The sequence below is a fragment of the Sphingomonas naphthae genome (assembly GCF_028607085.1).
Classification (GTDB): domain Bacteria; phylum Pseudomonadota; class Alphaproteobacteria; order Sphingomonadales; family Sphingomonadaceae; genus Sphingomonas_Q; species Sphingomonas_Q naphthae.
In genome coordinates, this window is the sequence record NZ_CP117411.1 from 3763723 (window position 1) to 3785484 (window position 21762).

At 69.0% G+C, this 21762-nt stretch carries 23 protein-coding genes; 9 read left to right on the forward strand and 14 right to left on the reverse strand.

Going from position 1 to position 21762, the window contains the following annotated elements; translation table 11 throughout:
- Nucleotides 1–41 precede the first annotated feature (41 nt).
- Nucleotides 42–473, forward strand: a complete 432-nt coding sequence (locus tag PQ455_RS18170) for a helix-turn-helix domain-containing protein (protein ID WP_273687782.1) — start codon at nt 42–44, stop codon at nt 471–473.
- Between the two features lie 4 nt (nt 474–477).
- On the opposite strand, the gene PQ455_RS18175 is transcribed toward PQ455_RS18170, so the two are convergent.
- Entirely contained in the window at nt 478–1266 is a 789-nt protein-coding gene (locus tag PQ455_RS18175) for an arginyltransferase (protein ID WP_273687784.1), read from the reverse strand.
- A 160-nt stretch (nt 1267–1426) separates the two neighbouring features.
- Nucleotides 1427–2680, reverse strand: a complete 1254-nt coding sequence (locus PQ455_RS18180; protein WP_273687786.1) for a threonine ammonia-lyase — start codon at nt 2678–2680, stop codon at nt 1427–1429.
- 68 nt (nt 2681–2748) lie between these two features.
- Here PQ455_RS18180 and PQ455_RS18185 point away from each other — a divergent pair, with 68 nt between their 5' ends.
- The 3 genes from PQ455_RS18185 to PQ455_RS18195 all read left to right on the forward strand — a co-directional run bounded on the left by PQ455_RS18185 (nt 2749) and on the right by PQ455_RS18195 (nt 5774).
- Nucleotides 2749–4443, forward strand: a complete 1695-nt coding sequence (locus PQ455_RS18185) for an amidohydrolase (RefSeq protein ID WP_273687788.1) — start codon at nt 2749–2751, stop codon at nt 4441–4443.
- Entirely contained in the window at nt 4440–5078 is a 639-nt protein-coding gene (locus PQ455_RS18190) for a Pr6Pr family membrane protein (RefSeq protein WP_273687790.1), read from the forward strand. The genes PQ455_RS18185 and PQ455_RS18190 overlap by 4 nt, the downstream gene beginning before the upstream one ends.
- 309 nt (nt 5079–5387) lie before the next feature.
- Nucleotides 5388–5774 (forward strand): hypothetical protein, encoded by a 387-nt coding sequence (locus tag PQ455_RS18195; RefSeq protein WP_273687793.1) that lies wholly within the window; start codon nt 5388–5390, stop codon nt 5772–5774.
- Nucleotides 5775–5815: 41 nt separating this feature from the next.
- Here the strand turns inward: PQ455_RS18195 and PQ455_RS18200 are convergent, their stop codons facing one another.
- Both PQ455_RS18200 and PQ455_RS18205 read right to left on the reverse strand, forming a co-directional pair.
- Nucleotides 5816–6613: a tetratricopeptide repeat protein gene (locus PQ455_RS18200; RefSeq protein ID WP_273687795.1), complete on the reverse strand. Its 798-nt coding sequence runs from the start codon at nt 6611–6613 to the stop codon at nt 5816–5818.
- A complete protein-coding gene (locus PQ455_RS18205; protein WP_273687797.1) occupies nt 6610–7350 on the reverse strand; it encodes an alpha/beta fold hydrolase in 741 nt (246 codons plus the stop codon). The genes PQ455_RS18200 and PQ455_RS18205 overlap by 4 nt, the downstream gene beginning before the upstream one ends.
- Nucleotides 7351–7534: 184 nt before the next feature.
- Here PQ455_RS18205 and PQ455_RS18210 point away from each other — a divergent pair, with 184 nt between their 5' ends.
- Complete coding sequence (locus PQ455_RS18210) at nt 7535–8446, forward strand: sulfite exporter TauE/SafE family protein (RefSeq protein ID WP_273687799.1); 912 nt, start codon at nt 7535–7537, stop codon at nt 8444–8446.
- A complete protein-coding gene (locus tag PQ455_RS18215) occupies nt 8443–9204 on the forward strand; it encodes a TIGR02186 family protein (RefSeq protein WP_273687801.1) in 762 nt (253 codons plus the stop codon). Before PQ455_RS18210 ends, PQ455_RS18215 begins: the two co-directional genes overlap by 4 nt.
- A gap of 81 nt (nt 9205–9285) precedes the next feature.
- Here PQ455_RS18215 and ppc read toward each other — a convergent pair whose 3' ends face one another.
- Genes ppc through PQ455_RS18230 form a run of 3 tightly spaced genes read right to left on the reverse strand, consistent with a single transcriptional unit; the run spans nt 9286 to nt 14212 of the window.
- Nucleotides 9286–11958, reverse strand: coding sequence for a phosphoenolpyruvate carboxylase (ppc, locus tag PQ455_RS18220; protein ID WP_273687803.1), 2673 nt, complete (start codon nt 11956–11958; stop codon nt 9286–9288).
- A 38-nt stretch (nt 11959–11996) separates the two neighbouring features.
- Nucleotides 11997–13229, reverse strand: a complete 1233-nt coding sequence (locus PQ455_RS18225) for a dihydroorotase (RefSeq protein WP_273687805.1) — start codon at nt 13227–13229, stop codon at nt 11997–11999.
- Nucleotides 13226–14212 carry an aspartate carbamoyltransferase catalytic subunit gene (locus PQ455_RS18230; RefSeq protein WP_273691445.1) on the reverse strand — a complete coding sequence of 329 codons (987 nt, stop codon included), beginning with the start codon at nt 14210–14212 and terminating at the stop codon, nt 13226–13228. The genes PQ455_RS18225 and PQ455_RS18230 overlap by 4 nt, the downstream gene beginning before the upstream one ends.
- Before the next feature lie 187 nt (nt 14213–14399).
- Between PQ455_RS18230 and PQ455_RS18235 the strand changes: the two genes are divergently transcribed.
- The 3 genes from PQ455_RS18235 to PQ455_RS18245 all read left to right on the forward strand — a co-directional run bounded on the left by PQ455_RS18235 (nt 14400) and on the right by PQ455_RS18245 (nt 16952).
- Entirely contained in the window at nt 14400–15320 is a 921-nt protein-coding gene (locus tag PQ455_RS18235; protein ID WP_273687806.1) for an isoaspartyl peptidase/L-asparaginase family protein, read from the forward strand.
- A 149-nt stretch (nt 15321–15469) separates the two neighbouring features.
- Nucleotides 15470–16366: a S1/P1 nuclease gene (locus PQ455_RS18240; RefSeq protein WP_273687808.1), complete on the forward strand. Its 897-nt coding sequence runs from the start codon at nt 15470–15472 to the stop codon at nt 16364–16366.
- Nucleotides 16367–16499: 133 nt separating this feature from the next.
- The gene (locus tag PQ455_RS18245; RefSeq protein WP_273687810.1) at nt 16500–16952 is read left to right on the forward strand and encodes a hypothetical protein; all 453 of its coding nucleotides are present in this window, start codon (nt 16500–16502) and stop codon (nt 16950–16952) included.
- On the opposite strand, the gene PQ455_RS18250 is transcribed toward PQ455_RS18245, so the two are convergent.
- The 7 genes from PQ455_RS18250 to PQ455_RS18280 are packed head-to-tail and all read right to left on the reverse strand — an operon-like array spanning nt 16949 to nt 21505.
- Nucleotides 16949–17221 carry an acylphosphatase gene (locus tag PQ455_RS18250; RefSeq protein ID WP_273687813.1) on the reverse strand — a complete coding sequence of 91 codons (273 nt, stop codon included), beginning with the start codon at nt 17219–17221 and terminating at the stop codon, nt 16949–16951. The two genes, PQ455_RS18245 and PQ455_RS18250, sit on opposite strands and share 4 nt — an antisense overlap.
- Nucleotides 17218–18294: a chorismate synthase gene (gene aroC / locus PQ455_RS18255; RefSeq protein ID WP_273687815.1), complete on the reverse strand. Its 1077-nt coding sequence runs from the start codon at nt 18292–18294 to the stop codon at nt 17218–17220. The genes PQ455_RS18250 and aroC overlap by 4 nt, the downstream gene beginning before the upstream one ends.
- A complete protein-coding gene (locus PQ455_RS18260; protein WP_273687817.1) occupies nt 18291–18545 on the reverse strand; it encodes a DUF2442 domain-containing protein in 255 nt (84 codons plus the stop codon). Before PQ455_RS18260 ends, aroC begins: the two co-directional genes overlap by 4 nt.
- Complete coding sequence (locus PQ455_RS18265; RefSeq protein WP_273687818.1) at nt 18529–18771, reverse strand: DUF4160 domain-containing protein; 243 nt, start codon at nt 18769–18771, stop codon at nt 18529–18531. The genes PQ455_RS18260 and PQ455_RS18265 overlap by 17 nt, the downstream gene beginning before the upstream one ends.
- Nucleotides 18772–18775: 4 nt before the next feature.
- Complete coding sequence (gene fabI, locus PQ455_RS18270; RefSeq protein WP_273687821.1) at nt 18776–19579, reverse strand: enoyl-ACP reductase FabI; 804 nt, start codon at nt 19577–19579, stop codon at nt 18776–18778.
- A gap of 2 nt (nt 19580–19581) precedes the next feature.
- Nucleotides 19582–20520 carry a YihY/virulence factor BrkB family protein gene (locus PQ455_RS18275; RefSeq protein ID WP_273687822.1) on the reverse strand — a complete coding sequence of 313 codons (939 nt, stop codon included), beginning with the start codon at nt 20518–20520 and terminating at the stop codon, nt 19582–19584.
- A gap of 34 nt (nt 20521–20554) precedes the next feature.
- The gene (locus tag PQ455_RS18280) at nt 20555–21505 is read right to left on the reverse strand and encodes a DnaJ C-terminal domain-containing protein (RefSeq protein ID WP_273687823.1); all 951 of its coding nucleotides are present in this window, start codon (nt 21503–21505) and stop codon (nt 20555–20557) included.
- Nucleotides 21506–21762: the final 257 nt, after the last annotated feature.

The following is a 21762-nucleotide window of genomic DNA, read 5'->3' on the forward strand; positions in this document are numbered from 1 at the left end:
CCTTGTCTTCGCGACGGCAGGTCGAGTCGCGAGGGATGGCAATGAACGCACTGAGTGTCGATGCGGTGGGGCGGCTGCGCAAGGCGATGGAGCTGTGCGCCTCGGTCGAGCGCGAGCTGGCGCCGGTGCTGCGGGGCGATCCGCCGCCCGCCGATCCGGTCGATCTCGCGCGGCGGGCGTTGCGGCTGCGGCGGCGGCGCGAGCGGCTGTTCGGGGCGGGGCTCTTTTCCGATCCGGCGTGGGACATATTGCTCGACCTGCTGGTGGCGGGCGCCGAGCAGCGCGCCATTTCGGTCAGCAGCGCGTGCCTCGCCGGGGCGGGGCCGGCCACCACCGGGCTGCGCCATCTGGGGATGCTGGAGCGGCGCGGGCTGGTCGAGCGGGTGCGGGCGCCGGGCAAGAGTCGGCGGGTGCATGTGCGGCTGACCGCGCGGGCGGTGGCGGAATTGTCGACGCTGCTGCTGGCGGCGTGAGGCTTTACTTGAAGCGCCCGATCTTGCCCGATCCCTCGGCGGCGGGCTGGTCGGCCTTGGGGGCCTCGAAGCGGGTCCAGCCGCCGGCACCGAGGCGCTCGATCGGCTGGAAGCGGACTTTATATTGCATCCGCGCCGACCCCTCGACCCAATAGCCGAGATAGACGTAGGGCAGCTTGGCGGCCGCCGCGCGCAGGATATGATCGATGATGATGAAGGTGCCGAGCCCGTGGCGCCCGCCCTCGTCGGGCTCGAAGAAGCTGTAGACCATCGACAGGCCATCGGCCTGCTGGTCGGTCAGGCAGGCGCCGACCAGGCGGCCGGGGCGGTCGCCTTCGGCCGGCTCGCGATATTCGACGACATAGGTGTTGACCGGCGTGCGCTCGATCATGTCGGCGAAGTCGATCTCGTCCATCTCGGCCATGCCGCCGCCGGGATGGCGCGAGGCGAGATAGCGGCGCAGCAGCGCGAATTGCTCCTCGGTCGTCCACGGCTTGCAGGCGGTGACGACGAGATCGCTATGGCGGCGCAGGAGTTTGCGCTGGGTCGCGTTGGGCGCGAATTCGCCGGCGACGACGCGGACGGAAACGCACGCCTGGCAATCGAGGCAGGAGGGGCGATAGGCGACCGACTGGCTGCGGCGGAAACCGATTCGGCCGAGCGCGTCGTTCAGCTCGCCGGCGTGCTGGCCGGAGAGTTCGGTAAAGACTTTGCGCTCTGTCCTGCCCGGCAGATAGGGGCAGGGTGACGGAGTCGTCACGAAGAAGCGCGGGAAACGGAATTGCGCAGTCACCGCCGATGCCCCTCACCCGGTATGCTGCGGTTATGATCGCCCATGGCGGACATGAAAAGGGCGGTAACCATCAAAAGAAGGTTAACCGCCCCTGAAAAAATGATTTCGTGGCCTTTCCGCCGATCCGAAATGCCTGAACGTGCGATCGTTTCGGCGCGGATCAGGCGAGTTCGACCGGCGTGACCTCATAGCCCGCCTCGGTCAGCGCCTCGACCAGCCGATCGAGGTGCGCCCGATCCCGAGTCTCGCATTCGATATCGGTGATGAGGCCCTTGGCGGGCAGGGTGGTGAACACGCGCTGGTGATAGATTTCGATGATGTTGACCTGCTGCTCGTCGAACACTCGCGCCACGTTGAACAGCGCGCCGGGCCGGTCCTTCAGGCGCAGACGGAGCCGCGCGAGGCGGCCCGAGCGGGCGAGATCGCGCAGCAGCACGTTGGCGAGCAGGCGCGTATCGATATTGCCGCCGCACAGCACGATGCCGACGGTCTTGCCGGCGAATCGCTCAGGGTGCGCCAGCAGCGCGGCGAGGCCGGCGGCGCCGGCGCCCTCCACCACGGTCTTTTCGATCTGGAGGAGCAGCGCCACGGCGCGCTCCAGCTCGCGCTCGGCGACGAGGACGATGTCGTCGACCAGCTGGCCGACGATGGCGCTGGTGATCTCTCCCGGCTCCTTCACCGAGATACCCTCGGCCAGCGAATCGCCGCCCGACGGCAGATCGAGCTGCTTGATGCGCGCGTACATCGACGGATAAAGTTCGGCCTGCACGCCGACGACCTCGATCGGCTTTTCCTGCGCCTTGGCGACGACCGAGCAGCCCGAGATCAGCCCGCCCCCGCCGATCGGCACCACCAGAGTATCGATGTCGGGCGCGTCGGCCAGCATCTCCACCGCGAGCGTGCCCTGGCCGGCGATGATGTGCGGATGATCGAACGGCGGCACGAAGGTCAGCCCCTCCTGGGCGGCCAGCGCATAGGCATAGGTCTGCGCCTCGTCGAACGTCTCGCCGTGCAGGATCACGCGGGCGCGGTGGCCCTCGGTCTGCTGCACCTTCACCGTGGGGGTGGGGCGCGGCATCACGATCGTCACCGGCACGCCCAGCCGCGCGCCATGATAAGCGAGACCCTGCGCATGATTGCCGGCCGATGCCGCGATCACCCCGCGCGAGAGCTTCTCCGATCCGAGCTGGAGCAGGGTGTTGAGCGCGCCGCGTTCCTTGTAGGCGGCGGTGAACTGAAGATTCTCGAACTTGAGATAGACGGTGGCGCCGGTCAGCTCCGACAGTGTCTTGGAAATGAGCGTCGGCGTCCGCACGATCGAGCCCGCGATACGCTGTTGCGCCGCATAGACGTCGTCGATGGTGACGGGGACGGCGGTGCCGGCCGGTTCGCTGGTCTTGAGAAGGGTAGCCATGTCGCGGCGCTCCTACTCCAAACGCCGGGGGCTTTGAACCCCAATGGAAAAGCCGGTACGCCCGCGTGATGGTCATTCCCAGATTCCTCGCCGCGCTGGCCGCCCTCTCGCTCACGGCCGCGCCCGCCGTCGCCCGCCGCAAGGCGCCCGAAGCGGCGCCGATCCCGCCCTCGGCCGGCGGGCTGGTCGATAACGTCAACGGCTTTTCGATCGGGAAGGACGGGCGCTTCGTGCGCTTCACCGGCCTGCTGATGAAGGACGGCAAGGTCGTAAAGCTGCTGCGCGAGGGCGAGGCGCGGCCCGAGCGGCTCGATTTCCGGCTCGACGGACAGCACCGCACCATGCTGCCCGGCCTGTTCGACGCGCATGGCCATGTGCTGGGGCTGGGCTTCGCGCTGCTCCAGCTCGACCTGTCGGGCACGACATCGCTGGAGGCGGCGCAGGCCGCGCTCGGCCGCTATGCCGCCGAACATGCACGGCCCGTATGGATCGAAGGCGGCGGCTGGAACCAGGAGAAATGGGGCCTCGGCCGCTTCCCCACCGCCGCCGATCTCGATCGGGTGGTGCCCGATCGGCCGGTCGCGCTCAGCCGGGTCGATGGCCATGCGGTCCTCGCCAACAGTGCGGCGATGAAGGAAGCGGGCATCACCGCCGCTACCAAGGATCCCGCCGGCGGCCGGATCGAGCGCGATGCGAAGGGCAATCCCACCGGGCTGTTCGTCGATTCGGCGCAGGCCCTGCTGCAAAAGGCGATCCCCCAGCCGCTACCGCGCGAGCGCGACGAGGCGCTGGCCAAGGCGCAGGAGGCTTTGCTCTCGGTCGGCGTGACCGCCACCGCCGACATGGGCACGGCGGCCGAGGATTGGAACACGATGCGCCGCGCGGGCGATGCCGGCCGGCTGCGGGTGCGGATTTCCAGTTATGCGCTGGGGATCGAACCGATGCTGTCGATCGCCGGCACCGGGCCGACGCAATGGCTGTACGACGGGCGGCTCAGGATGATCGGCGTCAAGCTGTTCGCCGATGGTGCGCTGGGATCGCGCGGGGCTTTCCTGAAGGCGCCCTATAGCGACAAGCCCGGTGCCACCGGCCTGCAATTCCTCGACGACGCCAAGCTCCGTAATCTGATGAGCCGCGCGGCGATGGATCATTTCCAGGTGGCGGTCCACGCCATCGGCGACGGCGCCAATGCGCAATTGCTGGGCGCGATCGAGGAACTGAGCGACACCTACGAGGGCGACCGGCGCTGGCGGATCGAACATGCCCAGATCGTCGATCCGGCCGATCTGCCGCGCTTCGCGAAGAACGGCATCATCGCCTCGATGCAGCCGACCCACGAGACGAGCGACTGGCGCATGGCCGAGGCGCGGCTGGGCGCGAACCGTTTGGGCGGCGCCTATGCCTGGGGATCGATGCTGAAAAGCGGCGTGCCGCTGGCGTTCGGATCGGATTATCCGGTCGAGAGCCCCAATCCCTTCCCCGGCCTCGCCGCCGCGATCAGCCGCGAGGATGCCGAGGGTCAGCCTCCCGGCGGCTGGCACCCGGAAGAGAAGGTCTCGCTGGAACAGGCGCTGGCCGCCTTCACCACCGGCGCCGCCTTCGCCGCCTTCGCGGAGGATCGGCTGGGCAGCCTCGAACCCGGCCACATGGCCGATTTCATCCTGATCGATCGCGATCCGACGCAGGTGACCCCGGCGCAATTGCGCGAGACGAAGGTGCAGGAAACGTGGATCGGCGGCGTACGCGCCTGGGTCCGCAAATGATCGCCGGCGCGGCGCCAGCCTCCCCGCTGGTGCGCGGCGCGGCGGCGGTGGTGGCGGTCGCCGCGTGGGCGGGGCTCGGCCTGCGGCTCGACGTGAGCTGGGCGGCGACGGGCGACCTGTCGTGGGCGATCTGGGGGATGCTGCGCTTCTTCACGATCATCGCCAATCTGTTCGTGGCGATCCTGTTCAGCGGCATCGCGCTTGGCCGGCCACGCTGGAGCCATCCCTCGCTGCTGGGCGCGGTGACGCTGTCGATCCTGCTGGTCGGCATCGTCTTCGCCGCGCTGCTGAGCGGCCTCAAGATCCTCGCCGGCACCGCGCTGGTGGCCGATGTGGTGATGCACAAGGTGGTGCCGGTGCTGGTGCCGATCTACTGGCTGGCCTTCGCCCCCAAGGGCCGGCTGATCGCCTGGGATCCGGTGCGCTGGGCGACCGTGCCGCTGTTCTATTTCGTTTACGTCCTCGCGCGGGCGCGGATCGACGGCAAATATCCCTATTTCTTCTTCAACGTGGAGCGGATCGGCTGGGGCGGGGTGATGGCCTATGCGCTGGCGATGGCGGCGGGGTTTTTGCTCGTCGGCTTCGCGCTGGTGTGGCTGGATCGGCGATTGGGGCGCGGGGTTTCGCTTCAATGATGGGCCTCTAATGCATACCTTCATCCTGCTGCTGCTAGCTCTGCTGACGTGCAACGCGATCTATTGCGGCCAACATGTCATGGCAGCCTGGAGGCAGTCGCGAAGCGGCCAAGTCGCATGGGGTTTCTTGGCGCTGTTGGGTGCAATGATGGCCTTGGTGGCAACGGTCTGGGCGATGCTCGCCAGTTTGGCTCACTTTTAAGCGAGGGACCGCTCCCCACCATTGCCGGTCGCAGCCGCTCCCGACATCGGACAGACTGCTAACGCCCCATTTGCGGACATTGAGGCTGCGCGTGGTATGAGCGTGCGATGATCCTGAAACCACAAAAGAAAGCGTGGCTTCCCCTCCTCATTGTCGGCGTTCCTATTGGCGCGTTCGGTGCTGCTGTATTGGTGCAAGGTGGTCTGTTGACCGGCGTTGCCGCGATTGGCTTGGCGATCATGATTGTCGCCTATAACGGCACCATACGATTGGCCCTCACAGAAAGGCAGGTCCGTTTCAAGCGGTTTGGCCTGACAGTTTGGTCCGCACCCGCACGAGGGATGACCGTTGAGAGCGGCCGAGGTGGCGATCTCGGAGCTCAATCCGCATGGGTATTCGTCTTGCACTCGAAGCAAGTCGGACATGTGCTTCGCGGATGGTTTGCAGACGCTGACATCGCGGCGCTTAAAGCGGCAATGGCGAACCACCGCTAACCACCTAATCTCGGCCGTTCCACGCGGGACCCATTTGCCAATCAATCCCCGTCCAGCGCGTCATAGGGCAGGCTCGGCCTGCCCTCCGGCGCCGTCTCGGCCTGCGCCAATATCTGCGCCGCAGCCTTGCCCGCCGGCCCGTCCTTGTCGAGCTTCACCGCCTGCTCCCACGCCACCTTCGCGGCATCGGTTCGGCCCAGGGTCGCGGCGATGTTGCCCGCTTCATAGGCGACCGATCCATCGTCCGGCGACAGTTCGAGCGCCTTGGCGATGTCCCGTTCGGCGCGCGGCATGTCGAGCTGGCGGCGGGCGAGGGTGGCCGAGAGCAGCCACACGAACGGATCCTGCGGCACCAGCTTGATCGCCTCGTCCAGATCGGTGCGGGCGGCGGGCCAGTCCTTGATGGCGGCATCGGCGCGGGCGCGGTCGAGATAGGCTTCGCCGCGCATCTGGCCGGAGAGGACCGGCAGCAGCAACGCGCGATCGAGCTGGCCGCGCGCCTTCACCGCGTCGTCGCCCGCCAGCGCCGCGTTGGCGGCCTGCACCCACAGGGTCGCGGCGCGGCCGTCGCGGTCGAGATCGGCCTGTCGCGCCGCCTGCTCGAAGGCGGCCGAGGCGGGCGCCCAGCGCTCGTCGGCGACGAAGGCGAGGCCGAGGCACTGCCCCGCCACCACCGTCCGGCTCTGCTCGCGCCAGATGTTGGCCTGTTCGACGGCGGCCTTGGGATCGGACTTCACCAGCGCGAGACAGGCGGTGAAACGCGCCGTATCGCCGCCGGGCAGGTTCGCGATCGAGGTCGTCGTCGCGGTCGCGGCGAGGGCGAGCAGGAAGGGGATCATAGGCCGTCCAGATGCTGCGCCACCACGCCGATCAGGCGGCGAATGTCCTGATCGCGCGAGAGGCGATGGTCGCCGCCCTTGACGAAGATCGTCTGCACATCGGCTGAACGCAGCGCGCGGGTGAGCCGCAGCGCGATCGACGCGGGCACCTCCTCGTCGGCCATGCCCTGGATCAGCGTGACGGGGGCGTCGATCGCGATCGCCCCGCCCAGCAGCAGATTGGCCTGCCCCGATCGCCAGAAATCGAGCGTGGTGAGCGTCGGCTCGTCGCCATAGGGCGAGGGCTCGGCGAGATAGCCCTGTTCGGCCAAGGTCTCGCGCCGCCCGTCGTCGAAGCCCCAATCGGTGAAATCGGGCGCGGCGGCGATGCCGATCAGCCCCGCGATCCGATCCGGCCGGGCCAGCGCCACCAGCAGCATGATCCACCCGCCCATCGACGATCCGACCAGCAGCAGCGGCCCGCTGGTAATCTGGTCGATCACGAGCAGGGCGTCGTCACGCCAGCTGGCGAGGGTCTGCTCCCCGAACCGCCCCTCGCTGGCGCCGCAGCCGGCATAATCGAAGCGCAGCATGGCGCGGCCCTGCTCCCCGGCCCACGCATCGAGCGCGGTCGCCTTGCCGCCGGTCATGTCGGAGGCATAGCCGGGGAGGAACAGGATCGTCGGGCCGGTGCCGGGGCGGTGATGGTATGCGAGGCTTGTGCCGTCGGGGCGGGCGAGGGTGGCGGGTTCGGACATAGGGGCGATGTAGGGCCGGCACGGGTGATTGGGGAGTACCCGCCTTACCGTGCTCCTGCGAAGGCAGGAGCCCAGAGCCCCACGCGCCGCGCTCCGTAACCCTGGGCTCCGGCCTGCGCCGGAGTACTACGGCGGTTACGGGGGCTTTCACCCGCCCGCCCCCTCCGCTACCCCCTTTCCCGCGATGGATCTCTACCTCCCGATCGCCGGATTGTCGGTCAACTGGCTCGTCATCATCGGGCTGGGCGGGATCGTCGGCATATTGTCGGGGATGTTCGGCGTGGGCGGGGGGTTCCTCACCACGCCGCTTTTGATCTTCTACGGTATCCCGCCCTCGGTCGCGGTCGCCTCTTCCGCCACGCAGATCACCGGCGCCAGCGTGTCGGGCGTGCTGGCCCATGCCAAGCGCGACGGGGTCGATTATCGCATGGGGGCGGTGCTGGTGGCGGGCGGGGCGCTGGGGTCGCTGGCGGGGGGCTTCGCCTTCCGCGCGCTTCAGGCGACCGGGCAGATCGATACCGTCGTCAATATCCTCTACGTGCTGCTGCTCGGCTCGATCGGCGGGCTGATGGCCAAGGAGGCGATCGGCAGCGTGTGGGCGGCCCGCGCCGGCCGCGCGCCCAAGCCGGTCAAGCGCCATCTGAAGATCGTCGCGGCCCTGCCCTTCCGCTGGCGCTTCTACCGATCGGGCCTCTACATCTCGCCGCTCGCCCCCGCGATCCTAGGCTTCCTGACCGGGCTCCTCACCGTGCTGATGGGGGTCGGCGGCGGCTTCGTGCTGGTGCCGGCGATGATCTACCTGCTCGGCATGTCGACCCGTGTGGTGGTCGGCACCTCGCTGTTCCAGATATTGTTCGTCACCGCCGCGACGACGCTGATCCATGCGATGACGACCCAGGCGGTGGATATCGTACTGGCCGTCCTGCTGCTGATCGGCAGCGTCACCGGCGCGCAGATCGGCGCGCGGCTGGCGCAGAAACTGCGCCCCGATCACCTCCGCCTCGCCCTCGCGCTGATCGTGCTGCTGGTGGCGCTCAGGATGGCGCTCGGCCTCGGCTGGCGGCCGGACGAAATCTATACGGTGCAGCCGCTGTGAGGCGGGCGCTTGCCCTGCTGATCGCGCCGCTGCTGATCGGCGCGACGGTGGAGAAGCCCCGCCTCGTGCCCGACGTGTCGCAGCGGCGGATCGAGATCGCCTACAGCTTCACCGGCGCCGAACTGCTGCTGTTCGGCGCGATCCTCTACCCCGGCGGCCGCGCGCCCGATCGCGACGCGGACATCGCCGTGGTGCTGAAAGGCCCGGCCGAGCCGATCGTGGTGCGCGAGAAGGCCAAGGTGGCCGGCATCTGGATCAACCATGATTCGGCGCGCTTCCGCACCGTGCCGGCCTTCTACGCGCTCGCCGCCTCGCGCCCGATCGAGCGGCTGGTGGATAAGCGCACCGCCGCCATCTACGAACTGGGCCTCGGCAATATCCAGCTTTCCCCGGCCAGCGCGGCGGACCCGGCGGTGCACAGCCGGTTCGAGGCGGGGCTGGTCGATCTCAAGCGGCGCGGCGGTTTCTTCGGCGATGGCGCCAACCGGGTCGAGATCACCGACGGCGTCCTCTACCGCGCCCGCATCTCCATCCCCGCGCGCGTGCCGGTGGGGCGCTACACGGCCGAGACCTTCCTGATCCGCGACGGGCGCGTGCTGGCGGCGGCGGTGCGGCCGATCGAGATCGACAAATCCGGCCTCGAACGCTTCGTGGCGACGGCGGCGCGGCGCTGGTCGCTGGCCTATGGGCTGGCGGCGGTGGCGATCTCGCTGCTATTCGGCTGGGCGGCGGGGTGGCTGTTCGGGCGGCTGCGGTAATCATCGTCATCGCGAGCGTAGCGCGGCGATCCAGCTTCCGCCGCTGGATTGCTTCGCTGCGCTCGCAATGACGAGTGGCGGTTAGCCGCTGTTGCGCAATGCCGTCGCGATCGCGTTGATCGAGAGCTGGATGCCCTCTCGCACCCGCGGATCGTCCTCCCCGGCGCGATGGCGCTTGATGAGTTCGATCTGGAGGAAGTTGAGCGGCTCGATATAGGGCAGGCGCAGCCGCACCGAGGCGTCGAGCGCGGGGCTCTTTTCCAGCAGGCGCGACTGGCCGGTGATGTCGAGCAGGCGATCGTGAGTCAGCTGCCAGCCGTCGCGGATGCGATCGAAGATGGCGCGGCCGGCATCCTGATCCTCGACCAGCGCCAGATACCGCTCTGCGATGCCCATGTCGGATTTGGCCAGCACCATCTCCAGATTGGCGAGCGTCGCGCGCAGGAACGGCCAACTCGCGACCATCTCCTTCAGCATCCCCGTGTCGGCCGTGTCGAGCGCCTGCCCGACGCCATACCAGCCGGGCAGCATCACCCGCGCCTGGCTCCAGGAAAAGACCCAGGGGATGGCGCGCAGATCCTCGATCCGGTCGGATTTGGTGCGGCTGGCCGGGCGCGATCCGATCTTGAGATCGGCGATCTCGGCGATCGGGGTGAACTGGCGGAAGAAGGTGCGGAACCCCTCCGTCTCGTACACCAGCGCGCGGAAATTGGTGAAGGCGTCGTGCGAGATGCCGCTCATCGCCTCGGCGAAGCGGGCGTAGTCGGCCGGCGCCACCTCGCCCTGTTCCAGGCTGGACAGGAGCGTGGCCGAGGCCATGATCTCGAGATTGGCGGCGGTGCTTTCGCGCGTGCCATATTTGGCGGCGATCACCTCGCCCTGTTCGGTGATGCGGATGCGGCCCTGCACCGTGCCGGGCGGCTGGGCGAGGATCGCGGCGAAGGCGGAGCCACCACCGCGCCCGACGGCGCCACCGCGCCCGTGGAACAGCTGCATCGCGACATTCTGCTTCGCGAACACCTCTGCCAGCGCGCGGCTCGCCTGATGCAGGCTCCACACCGAGGTGAGGTAGCCGCCGTCCTTGTTGCTGTCCGAATAGCCGACCATCACCTCCTGATGGCCGCGCGCGCACACCACGGCGGAAACCTCGGGCAGCGCGAACCAGTCGGTCATCACCTCCGGCCCGCGCTCCAGATCGCCGATCGTCTCGAACAACGGCACCACCATGATCGCGGAATGGGGCGTGCCGTCTTCCTCCTCCGGCGCGCGATAGAGGCCCGCCTCCTTCAGCATCACCGCCACCTCCAGCATGTCCGACACGGTCGCCGCCTTGGAGATGATGTGGGTGGTGATGCAGGCCGGGCCGTAGAGCGCATGGGCGTCGGCGGCGGCGTGCATGATCGCCAGTTCGGACGCCGTCTCGTCCGAATAGGTGCAGTAAGCGCTGGAAAGCGGGCGGTTGTGCCCCAGCTCGCGGCGCAGCAGCGCGACCCGTGCCTCCTCGTCTAGCGCGAGATAATCGGCCTCGACTCCCGCCACCTTGAGCAGTTCGGCGACGACCCGCTCGTGCACGTCGCTATTCTGGCGCAGGTCGAGCGTGGCGAGGTGGAACCCGAACGTCTCGACCGCGCGGATCAGCCGGCCGAGCGCCCCGCCCGACGACAGCAGCCCCTTGCCCGCCCCGCCCAGCGCATGGGCCAGCGTGACGAGGTCGTGGCGCAATTCCTCAGGCGTGGCATAGGCGTCGGCCGGGTGGGCCGCCGGGCGCGCGGGGGCCTTGCCGGTGATCTTCGTGCAGGTGGCCGCCAGCCGCGCGTAGATGCCGGTCAGCGCGCGGCGATAGGGTTCGTCGGCGCGCGCGGGCGACGGATCCTGCCCGCCCTCCGCCAGCGCCTCGACATCGCCCGTCACCGTCGCCAGCTCGCTGGAGATGGAGAGTTCGGCGCCCAGCGCGTGGGTCAGGTCGAGATAATGCGCCAGCACGGCTTCGGACGCGGTGGCGAGGTTGAGGCGCAGCGTATCGGCGGTGACGAAGGGATTGCCGTCGCGGTCGCCGCCGATCCAGTTGCCGGGCTTGAGGAAGCTGGCCGGGCGATGGCCCAGCGCGCGCTCCCACCGGGCATAGAGCGCGGGCAGCACCGGCAGGAAACTGTCGCGCAGATAGGAGAGCGCGATCTCGATCTCGTCGGCCACGAACAGCCGCTCGCGGCGGAGCGGGCGCGTCTGCCACAGCAGGGCGATCTGGCGGGTGATCGCCTCGTCGATGATCTCGCCGTCGGGCGTCTCCTCGCGGCCGGCATCCTTCAGCCGCATCAGCGCGGCGATGCGGTTGCGATGGTCGATGATGCTCTTGCGGCGGACTTCGGTCGGGTGCGCGGTCAGCACCGGGGCGATCAGCGCGCGGTTGAGCAGGTCGAGCGCGGCGGCGCGGTCGATGCCCTCCTTCTCCAGCCGCTCCAGCGCGTCGGACAAGTCCGATCCCTGCTCGGTGGTGGCGCCCTGCCGATCCTCGGCGAGATTGGCGAGCAGGGAGAACAGCATGAAGCCGCGCGTGAAGGCCAGCGCCTCGTCCAGGGTCAGCGCATCCAGCCCCGGATCGATGTCGCCGCCCGCCAGCCCACGCGCGCGATCGACCGAGGCCGAGCGGATATATTCGATCCGCCGGAACAGCCCGTCGCCGCCATAAGCGCGGATCACGTCGCCGAGCAGGCGGCCGAGGAAGCGGATGTCCGGATTCTGGGTGATCGTCGCCATATGGCCCCCAACGATGCTGCGATGCGGCAGGAACGCCCTTACAGGACGATCGTGCCGCCCTTGATGGTATGACGGACCTTGCCCTGCACCGGAAGCCCGTCGAACGGCGTGTTGCCCGCTTTGGCCGCCATCGCCTCGGCGCGGATCACCCACGGCGCGTCGGGATCGAACAGCACCAGATCGGCGGGCGCGCCGATGGCGAGGCTGCCCGGATCGAGGCCGATCAGCGTGGCCGGCGCGGTCGAGAGCAGGGCCAGCAGGCGCGGCAGGCTGACATGCCCGTCGCGCACCAGATTGAGCGACAGGGTCAGCAGCGTCTCGGCGCCCGCCATGCCGGGTTCGGCGTCGGCGAAGGGCAGCCGCTTGGCCTCCGGCCCCTGCGGGTCGTGCGCCGAGCACAGCATGTCGATCGTGCCGTCCGCCACCGCCGCCAGGCAGGCGAGCCGGTCGCGCTCGTCGCGCAAGGGCGGCGAGAGGCGGGCGAAGGTGCGGAAGCCGGTGACGGCGGTATCGGACAGCAGCAGATGCGCCGGGCTGATGCCGCAGGTGACGGCGAGGCCGCGCTTGCGGGCGGCGCGGATCAGGTCGAGCGCGCGCGCGGTGGTGATCTGGCGGAAATGGAGCCGCGCGCCGGTTTCCTCGGCCAGCATCAGATCGCGCGCGACGGCCAGCGCCTCGGTGATGGCCGGGGCCGACGCGAGCCCTAGCCGGGTCGCGGTCTCGCCGGCGGTGGCGACGGCGGCGCCGGCGAGCCCCTCGTCCTCGGCATGGGCGATCACCGGCAGGCCGAGCGCGCCGGCATAGGCCAGCAGCCGCTGCATCGTGCCCGCGTCGGCGATCCGCCGCCGCCCGGTGGCGACCGCGACCGCGCCGCCCGATCGCATCAGGCCGATCTCGGCCAGCTCAGCGCCCGCCAGCCCGCGCGTGGCCGCCGCGATCGGGTGGACCCACAGATCGGGCTTGCCGGCCGCCGCCGCGCGCTGGACCAGCGCCACCTCGTCGAGCGGGGGCGATTGATCGGGCATCAGCGCGGCGCGGGTGATGCCGCCCGCCGCAAACGCCGGCAGGTCGATCGCGAACACGCCCACGTCGATCAGGCCGGGCGCCACCACCGCGCCGCGCGCGTCGATCGTGCGCGCGTCGGCGGGCAGATCGAACAGGCCCGTCGCGGCGATCGCGCCGTCCTTCAACAATATGCCGCCGCGCGTCTCGCTGCCCGCTACGGGATCGATCAGGCGCGCGTTGAGGATGGCGAGGGGGGCGTTGGTCACCATCCCTCGATCCCCCGCCGCCCGCGCGTCAGCACGTCGAGGCAGGCCATGCGCACGGCCACGCCCATCTCGACCTGTTCGGTGATCGCCGATCGCTGGAGATCGTCCGCCACCGACGAGGCGATCTCGATCCCCCGGTTCATCGGGCCGGGGTGCATCACCAGCGCGTCGGGCGCGGCGCGCGCCAGCCGCTCGGGCGTGAGGCCGTGGAGCATGTGATATTCGCGCGGGGAAGGCACGAAGCCGCCCGCCATCCGCTCGCGCTGGAGGCGCAGCATCATCACCACGTCGGCCCCGGCGATGCCCTCGTCGAAATCGGTGAAGGGCGTGACGCCCATCGCCTCGATGGCGGGCGGGAGGAGCGTGGGCGGGGCCACGACCCGCACCTCGGCGCCAAGCGCCGTGAGGCAGAGGATGTTGGAACGCGCGACCCGGCTGTGCAGCACGTCGCCGCAGATGGCGACCGTCAGCCCCTCGATCCGCCCCTTGCGGCGGCGGATGGTGAGCGCGTCGAGCAAGGCCTGGGTCGGATGCTCGTGGCGTCCGTCGCCCGCGTTGAGGACGGGGCAATCGACCTTGTCGGCGATCAGCTGCACCGCGCCCGATGATTCGTGGCGGATGACGATGACGTCGGCACGCATCGCGTTGAGCGTCATCGCCGTGTCGATCAGCGTCTCGCCCTTCTTCACGCTCGATTGCGCGACCGCCATGTTGACGACGTCCGCCCCCAGCCTTTTGCCGGCGATCTCGAACGAGAGGAGCGTGCGGGTGCTGTTCTCGAAGAAGGCGTTGATGAGTGTCAGCCCGCGCAGCCGCTCATCATGCTTGGTCCGCCCGCGATTCACCTCGACCCATTGCTCCGCCTCGTCGAGCAGGCCGGTGATCTCCCACGGCTGGAGCCCGTAGATGCTGACGAGATCGCGATGGGGAAACGGGTGCGGCCGATCGCCGAGAGGGTTTGCGCGGGCGGCGGGATCGCTCATCGGAACGGCGCTGTAATGGCGGATGCGGCAGGGCTCAAGCCAATAGCCCACGCACGGCTCTCCCCGTTCGTCCCGAGCGTAGTCGAGGGACGTGCCCCAAGCGACCCGGCTCCCCCGTACCTCGACTACGCTCGGCACGAACGGCAGAGAATGACGCTTACGATCGCGGGGTGTATGCACCCACCCCATGCAATGGACCCTCGTCATCCACGGCGGCGCCGGCCGCCTCACCCGCGACACCGTCAGCCCCGATCAGGAGTCCGCGATCCGCGCCGCGCTGACCGCCGCGCTCGATGCCGGCGCCGCGATCCTCGATGCGGGCGGCCCCGCGCTCGACGCGGTGGCCGCCGCCGTGCGCGTGCTGGAGGACGATCCGCATTTCAACAGCGGGCGCGGCGCGGCGCTCACGCAGGACGGGCGGATCGAGCATGACGCCGCGATCATGGACGGCGCCACCCGAGATGCCGGCGCGGTCGCCGGCGTCACCACCACCCGCCACCCGGTCGATCTGGCGCGCACGGTGATGGAGCGGAGCCCGCACGTCCTGCTGTCCGGCGCGGGGGCCGATCGTTTCTCGCGCGATCAGGGGCTGGAACAGGCCGAGCCCGCCTGGTTCGAGGTCGCCGAACGCCGCCGCCAGCTCACCGAAATGCTGGCGCGCGACCCCGACGCGTTCGACGTGGACATGAAATACGGCACCGTCGGCGCGGTCGCGGTGGATGCCGCCGGGCACCTCGCGGCCGCCACCTCGACCGGCGGGGTGACCGGCAAGCGCTGGGGCCGGATCGGCGATTCGCCGTCGATCGGCGCGGGCACCTGGGCGGACGACCGCGCCTGCGCCGTCTCCTGCACGGGCTCCGGCGAACATTTCATCCGCGCCGGCGTCGCCCACGGCATCGCCGCGCGGGTGCGGCTGCTGGGCGAGAATGTCGTCGATGCGGCCGGCATTATGCTGGCCGAGGCCGAGGCGCTCGGCGGGCGCGGCGGCGCGATCGTGGTGACGCCTGCCGGCGAGGCCGGCTGGGCGCTGACGACGGCGGGGATGCACCGGGGCATCCGCCGCGCGGGCGAGGCGGGGACGGTGGCGATCTTCGGGGAGGAGGGGTGACATAGGCCGTCGCCCCGGCGCAGGCCGGGGCCTCTGGCGGCTGCCACAGCCGTCGCCCCAAGCGTACAGCGGCCCCGGCCTGCGCCGGGGCGACGCATCTTGTAACCGCGTCATTCCACCCGTCATCAAAACCCATTAAGGGCGCAATCATGCGTCGTATCCCCGCCCTGCTGCTGGCCCTCGCGGCCCTGATCCTCACCGCCTCGCCGGCCGCCGCCTGGTGGGAATGGGGGCATGAGACCGTCGCCGGCATCGCGCGGATGAACGTCACCCCGCGCACCCGGCTGGAGATCGATCGGCTGCTGAAGCAAGGCGCGCTCGTCGGCACGCCGACCTGCCCGCTGAAAACGATCGAGGATGCCAGCGTCTGGGCCGATTGCATCAAGCCGCTCGGCGATCGCTTCAGCTACGCCTACAATTGGCATTATCAGAACGTCGATATCTGCAAGCCCTTCGCGGTGAAGCCCAATTGCCCGGACGGCAATTGCGTCTCCGCGCAGATCGCCCGCGCGCAGCGGATGCTGGCCGATCGCAAGCTGCCCACCCGCGACCGGATCGAGGCGCTGGCCTTCCTCGTCCACTTCGTCGGCGATCTCCACCAGCCGCTCCATGCCGGCGACCATCACGATCTCGGCGGCAATCAGGCGAAGGTGAATTACGGCGCGATCGGCGGCCGCATGAACCTCCATTCCATCTGGGACGGTCTCCTCGCCGAGCGCGCGATCTCCACCCCGGAAGCGGGCGCGAAAGGCATCCTGGCCGAAGTGCCGGTCGCCGAGCGCGCAACTCTCGCGGGCGGCACGATCGAGGATTGGAGCCGCGAAAGCTGGCAGATGGCGCACGACGCCTATGCCGCCGTCATGGCCGACCCCTGCGCCACGCCCGACGGGCGGGTGACGATGGACGCGGCGACGATCGACCGGCTGGTGCCCCGGGTGCGGCTGACCATCGCCAAGGGCGGGCTGCGGCTGGCCAAGCTGCTCGACGAGGCACTGGACGGCGATCACCCGGAAGTGGCGCATCCGGCCAAGGGTTTCGTGCGGTAGGATTGCGATTCCGTTCGTGCTGAGCGAAGTCGAAGCACGGGAGGCAGACGCAGCGTTCGGGGCACGCCCTTCGACTTCGCTCAGGGCGAACGGGCAAGGTTAAGGCCGTCGGTTTGAGGGCATAAGGAGCATCATGCGCTATTTCCTCGATACCGAATTCAACGGCTTCGGCGGCGACCTCATCAGCCTCGGCCTCGCGGCGGAGGAGGGCGATCAGGATTATTACGTCGCCCTGCCGCTGCCCGACGAGGTCGATCCTTGGGTGCGCGCGCATGTCGTACCCTATCTGTATCAGGTGCCCCAGGCGCTCGATAACCGGCTGGACCGGATCGCCGCCGCGCACGATCTGGCGGCGTATCTGGCGACCGATCCGGCGCCGCTGATCGTAGCCGACTGGCCAGAGGATATCGCGCTCTTCTGCCGCCTGCTGCTCACCGGCCCGCGCGATATCGTCGATGTCGGGCGGATCGAATTCGAGTTCCGCCGCACCCCCGGCTTTTCCACCGCGCACAACAGCGCGGTGCCGCACAACGCCCTGCACGACGCACGCGCCTTGCGGCGTTTCGTTCTCGACAGCGAGGCCTAGCGGCGGGCGAACCCCGTCGTGCCGGGATCGTCGGCCGGCGCCTCCGTCACGCCATCCACCTGCGCGCGGGCGGGCCCGTCATGCGCGCGGCGGATCAGATCGGCGACGGCGGCGGTATCGCCCGCGGCGAGGATTTCGACAGTCCCGTCGGGCAGGTTGCGCACCCAGCCGTCGAGCCCGAGGCCCGTCGCCTGCGCCACCGTCCAGTCGCGGAAGAACACGCCCTGCACCTTGCCTGTCACGATCAGGTGACGGGCGACCCGGCTCATGCCCCGCCCACCTGCCCCCGGTGGAGCAATTTCTGGTCGGCCAGCACCAGCGCGACCATCGCCTCCACCACCGGCGCGGCGCGGATGCCGACGCAGGGGTCGTGGCGGCCCTTGGTGCGGATGTCGGCCGCCTGCCCGTCGCGGCCGATCGTCTCGACCGGCGTGAGGATCGAGGAGGTGGGTTTGAGCGCGACGCGCACCACCACCGGCTGGCCGGTGGCGATACCGCCCGCGATGCCACCGGCATGGTTGGCGAGGAATTCGGGCTTGCCGTTCGCGCCGGGGCGCATCGGATCGGCGTTGCTCTCGCCGGTCAGCCGCGCGGCGGCGAAACCGTCGCCGATCTCGATGCCCTTCACCGCGTTGATCGACATCAGCGCCGAGGCCAGCTCGCTGTCCAGCTTGGCATAGAGCGGCGCGCCCCAGCCGGCCGGCACGCCGGTCGCGACGCATTCGACCACCGCGCCCACCGAGGAACCGGCCTTGCGCGCATTGTCGACGATCACCTCCCACCGCGCGGCGGCGGCGGCATCGGGGCAGAAGAAGGGGTTGCGATCGATCTCGCCATCGTCGAACGCCGCCGGGTCGATCGGATTGCCGCCCAGCTCGACCAGATAGGCGCGGATCGAAACCTCGGGGATCACCGCGCGCGCCACAGCCCCCGCCGCCACCCGCGCCGCCGTCTCCCGCGCCGAGGATCGCCCGCCACCGCGATAGTCGCGGAAGCCGTATTTCGCGTCATAGGCATAATCGGCATGGCCCGGCCGATAGGCGAGCGCGACCTCCGAATAATCCTTCGACCTTTGGTCGACATTCTCGATCATCAGGCTGATCGGCGTGCCCGTCGTCCGCCCCCCGAACACGCCCGAGAGGATGCGGACGGTGTCCGGCTCCTGCCGCTGCGTGGTGAAGCGCGAGGTGCCGGGGCGCCGCTTGTCGAGCCAGGGCTGGATATCGCTTTCGCTGAGCGGCAACCCCGGCGGGCACCCGTCCACGACGGCGCCCAGCGCCGGCCCATGGCTCTCGCCCCAGGTGGTGAAGCGGAACAGACGACCGAAACTGTTGAGGCTCATGCGGCGGTAGCGCGCGTCCGCGTCATGTCGCCCCGCCCCGCCAGCAGGCCGGCGATCGAGATATCCTCGTCAAGCTCGTCCCAGTGGAGACCGACTGTTCCGATATGTACCTTGGCGCGATCCTCCGGCGATCCATCCAGCAGGCGCGGAAACCAGACAAGGGGCACACCGAGCGTGCGACCGTCCTCCAGCTCGACCCACATTGTCACGTCGTCGAAGCGAACCTCGACCGCCTTAGCGGAAGTGTCCATGCCATGCGTCCTGCAACTCGCGCTTGCGCGCCCTGATGATAAGCAGCGCCATCGCGAGCGAGCGCCGATCCAGTCCATGATTGTAAGCCAGCTCGATCGTGTCACCAAGCCAGAACTTGGCTTCGTGCCCATCGCGCTCGACATGGATATGGATCGGCTCGCGCGGATTGCCCTCGTTCGAGAAGAAGTGAAACCGCAAACCCTTGTCGCGAAAGACGAGCGGCATCAGATCACACTAGCCCGATGTCGGGCGCATCCTCCGCCTTCATGCCGATCACGTTGTACCCCGCGTCGACATGGTGGATCTCCCCCGTCACGCCGCTCGCCAGATCGGATAGCAGATAGAGCGCGCCGCCGCCGACATCCTCGATGGTCACGTTACGGCGGAGCGGGGAATTATATTCGTTCCACTTCATGATGTAACGGAAATCGCCGATGCCGCTGGCCGCCAGCGTCTTGATCGGGCCGGCCGAGATGGCGTTGACCCGGATCTTCTCGCGCCCCAGATCCATCGCCAGATATTTGACCGAGGTTTCCAGCGCCGACTTCGCCACGCCCATCACGTTGTAATGCGGCACGACCTTCTCGGCGCCGTAATAACTGAGCGTCAGCACCGATCCGCCATCGGGCATCATCCGCCGCGCCGCGCGGGTGACGGCGACGAAGCTGTAGACCGAGATGTTCATCGTCAGCAGGAAATTATCCAGGCTGGTATCGACGAACAGGCCGCGCAGCTCGTTCTTGTCGGAAAAGCCGATGGCGTGGACGAGGAAGTCGATCGTCGGCCAGCGTTCGGCGACCTGCGCGAAGGTCGCGTCGATCGCCTCCATGCTCGATACGTCGCATTCCACCAGGAAATCGCTGCCCAGTTCGGCCGCCAGCGGGCGCACGCGCTTGGCCAGCGCCTCGCCCTGGTAGGAAAAGGCCAGCTCCGCGCCCTGCGCGGCGAGCGCCTTGGAAATTCCCCAGGCGAGCGACTTGTCGTTGGCGAGGCCCATGATGAGCCCCCGCTTGCCCTCCATCAACCCGGCCATCTCTACTCCCTCGCTTCCGGTGCCGATCCCCTTAGCCGCGCTTCAGGGGTTTCCGCCAGTGCCGCGTTGAGATGCGCGCCGATCACCAGCCCGAAGCCGACCAGCCAGAAGAAGAACAAGGCGATCACCACGCCCGCCAGGCTGCCGTAGGTGCGATCGTAACCGCCCAGCAGCGAGAGGGCGGCGGGCAGCGCCATCGTGATCGCCATCCACCACACGCTGGTGAACAGCGCGCCCGGCCATTTCGGGCAGCCCGCATAGCGATATTTGGCCGGCGTGAGCGTCAGGAAGACGAGGTAGATCGATCCGGTCAGCAGCAGCAGGGTCGGCAGGCGCAGCACGTTGATGACCGCGCCGATCCGCGTCGTGAAGGGCAGCAGGCGATAGATGAACTGCTCGGCGCCGGTCAGCACAACCTGCGCCGAAAAGGCCGTCAACACCGCCACCACCGACACGAAGATGATCGCGACCGACCCGAGCCGGTAATGCCAGAAGGCGCGGCTGAACTGCGTGCCGTAGGCGCGGCGCAGGATGTCGCGGATCGTCTCGATGAAGCTGCCGACCGTCCAGAAGCCGACGAGCGCGCCCAGCCACAGCAGCGCGCCGGTGCGGTTGGCCAGCACGTCGGCGATCGGCTGGCGCAGCAGATTGGCCACGGTGGGGGGCAGGGTGCGCAGAAAGCTGGCGATGGCGGCGGCCGTATCCGGCCCGCGATCGAACGCCTGCGCCAGCGCCGCCAGCACGATGAAGAAGGGGAAAAGGGAGACCAGCGCCAGATAGGCGAGGTTTCCGGCGTGGATGAAGCCATCCGAATAGACGCCGATCGCAACCCGCTTGACGACCTCCATCACCCGCCGCGTCGGGCGCAGCCGACGGAGCGAGCGCCGCCAGAGCGGATGGGCGGCGCGTTCCTCGGGCGATTCGGGAGAGATTCGCTGCAAACCTCTCCCTTTCAAACGGCCCCGAAACGATTCTTCAAACCCCCAACCCGGCCCTCGGGTTGCGTGCCTTTTCCTCTTCCCAGCTTTCGACGAAGGCGGTCAGTGCCGCGTCGTCGGCGGGCAGGTCGACCATCAGGGTCACATATTGCGCGCCGCGCGTGCCGTCCTTCCTGTGGAAGCCGCGATCCTTGAGGCGCATCACCTTGCCCGAGGAGGAGCCGGCCGGCAGCTTCAGCATCACCGCGCCCTCGACGGTCGGCACCTTGACGGTCGCGCCTAGCACCGCCTCGTCGAGCCGGATCGGCAGGTCGAGCCGCACGTCGTCGCCGTCGCGCTTGTAGAAGCGGTGGGGCTTCACCTCGACGGTGACGATCGCGTCGCCCGCGCCGCCGGGGCCGGCCTCGCCCTGCCCACCCAGCCGCATCGGCGATCCGCCGACCGCGTCGGCCGTGAGTTTCAGGTCGATCGTCTTGCCCGAGGACAGCGTCACCCGCTGCGACTTGAGCGCGGCGGCCTCCTCGAAATCCACCGACAGGCGATAGGCGACGTCGGCGCCCTTGGGGGCTGCGCGCTGGCGGAAGCCGCCGCTGCCGCCGCCGAACGGATTGCCCCCGCCGCCGCGCCCGGCCGCGCCGCCGAACAGCCCCTCGAAGATATCCGAGAAATCTCCGCCGCCGCCACCGAAGTCCGCGCCACCCGCCGGCCCGCGCTGGCGGAAACCGCCGCCGGGATGCCCGCCGCCATAGCCGAACGGCGCCCTGGGATTGCCCTGTTCGTCCAGCTCGCCGCGATCATATTGCGCGCGTTTGTCCTTGTCGGAGAGAAGGTCATAGGCCTGCGTCACCTCCGAGAAGCGCTCGGAAGCCTTGGGATTGTCCTTGTTGCGATCGGGGTGCAGTTCCTTGGCGAGCTTGCGATAGGCTTTCTTGATCGTCGCCTCATCCGCGTCGCGCGCCACACCCAGCCTTGAATAGAGATCCGCCATCGTCGTCCGTGTTGCCCGAGTGCAACGCGATGTGCGCATGGGGGAGCCGACACACAAGAGGTATTTCGCGCTGAAGAACACCCCTCCCGCTTGCGAGAGGGGCTGGGGGTGGGCCTATCCATCGCCACGACGGCGCAACCCTGGCGGACCGCGCGCCCTCCCCCGACCCCTCCCGCAAGCGGGAGGGGAGAGAATGGATTTTAGGGCGCATCACGGCACCATCTTCGCGGAAGGGCGTTCAGGCGGGCAAATCCCCA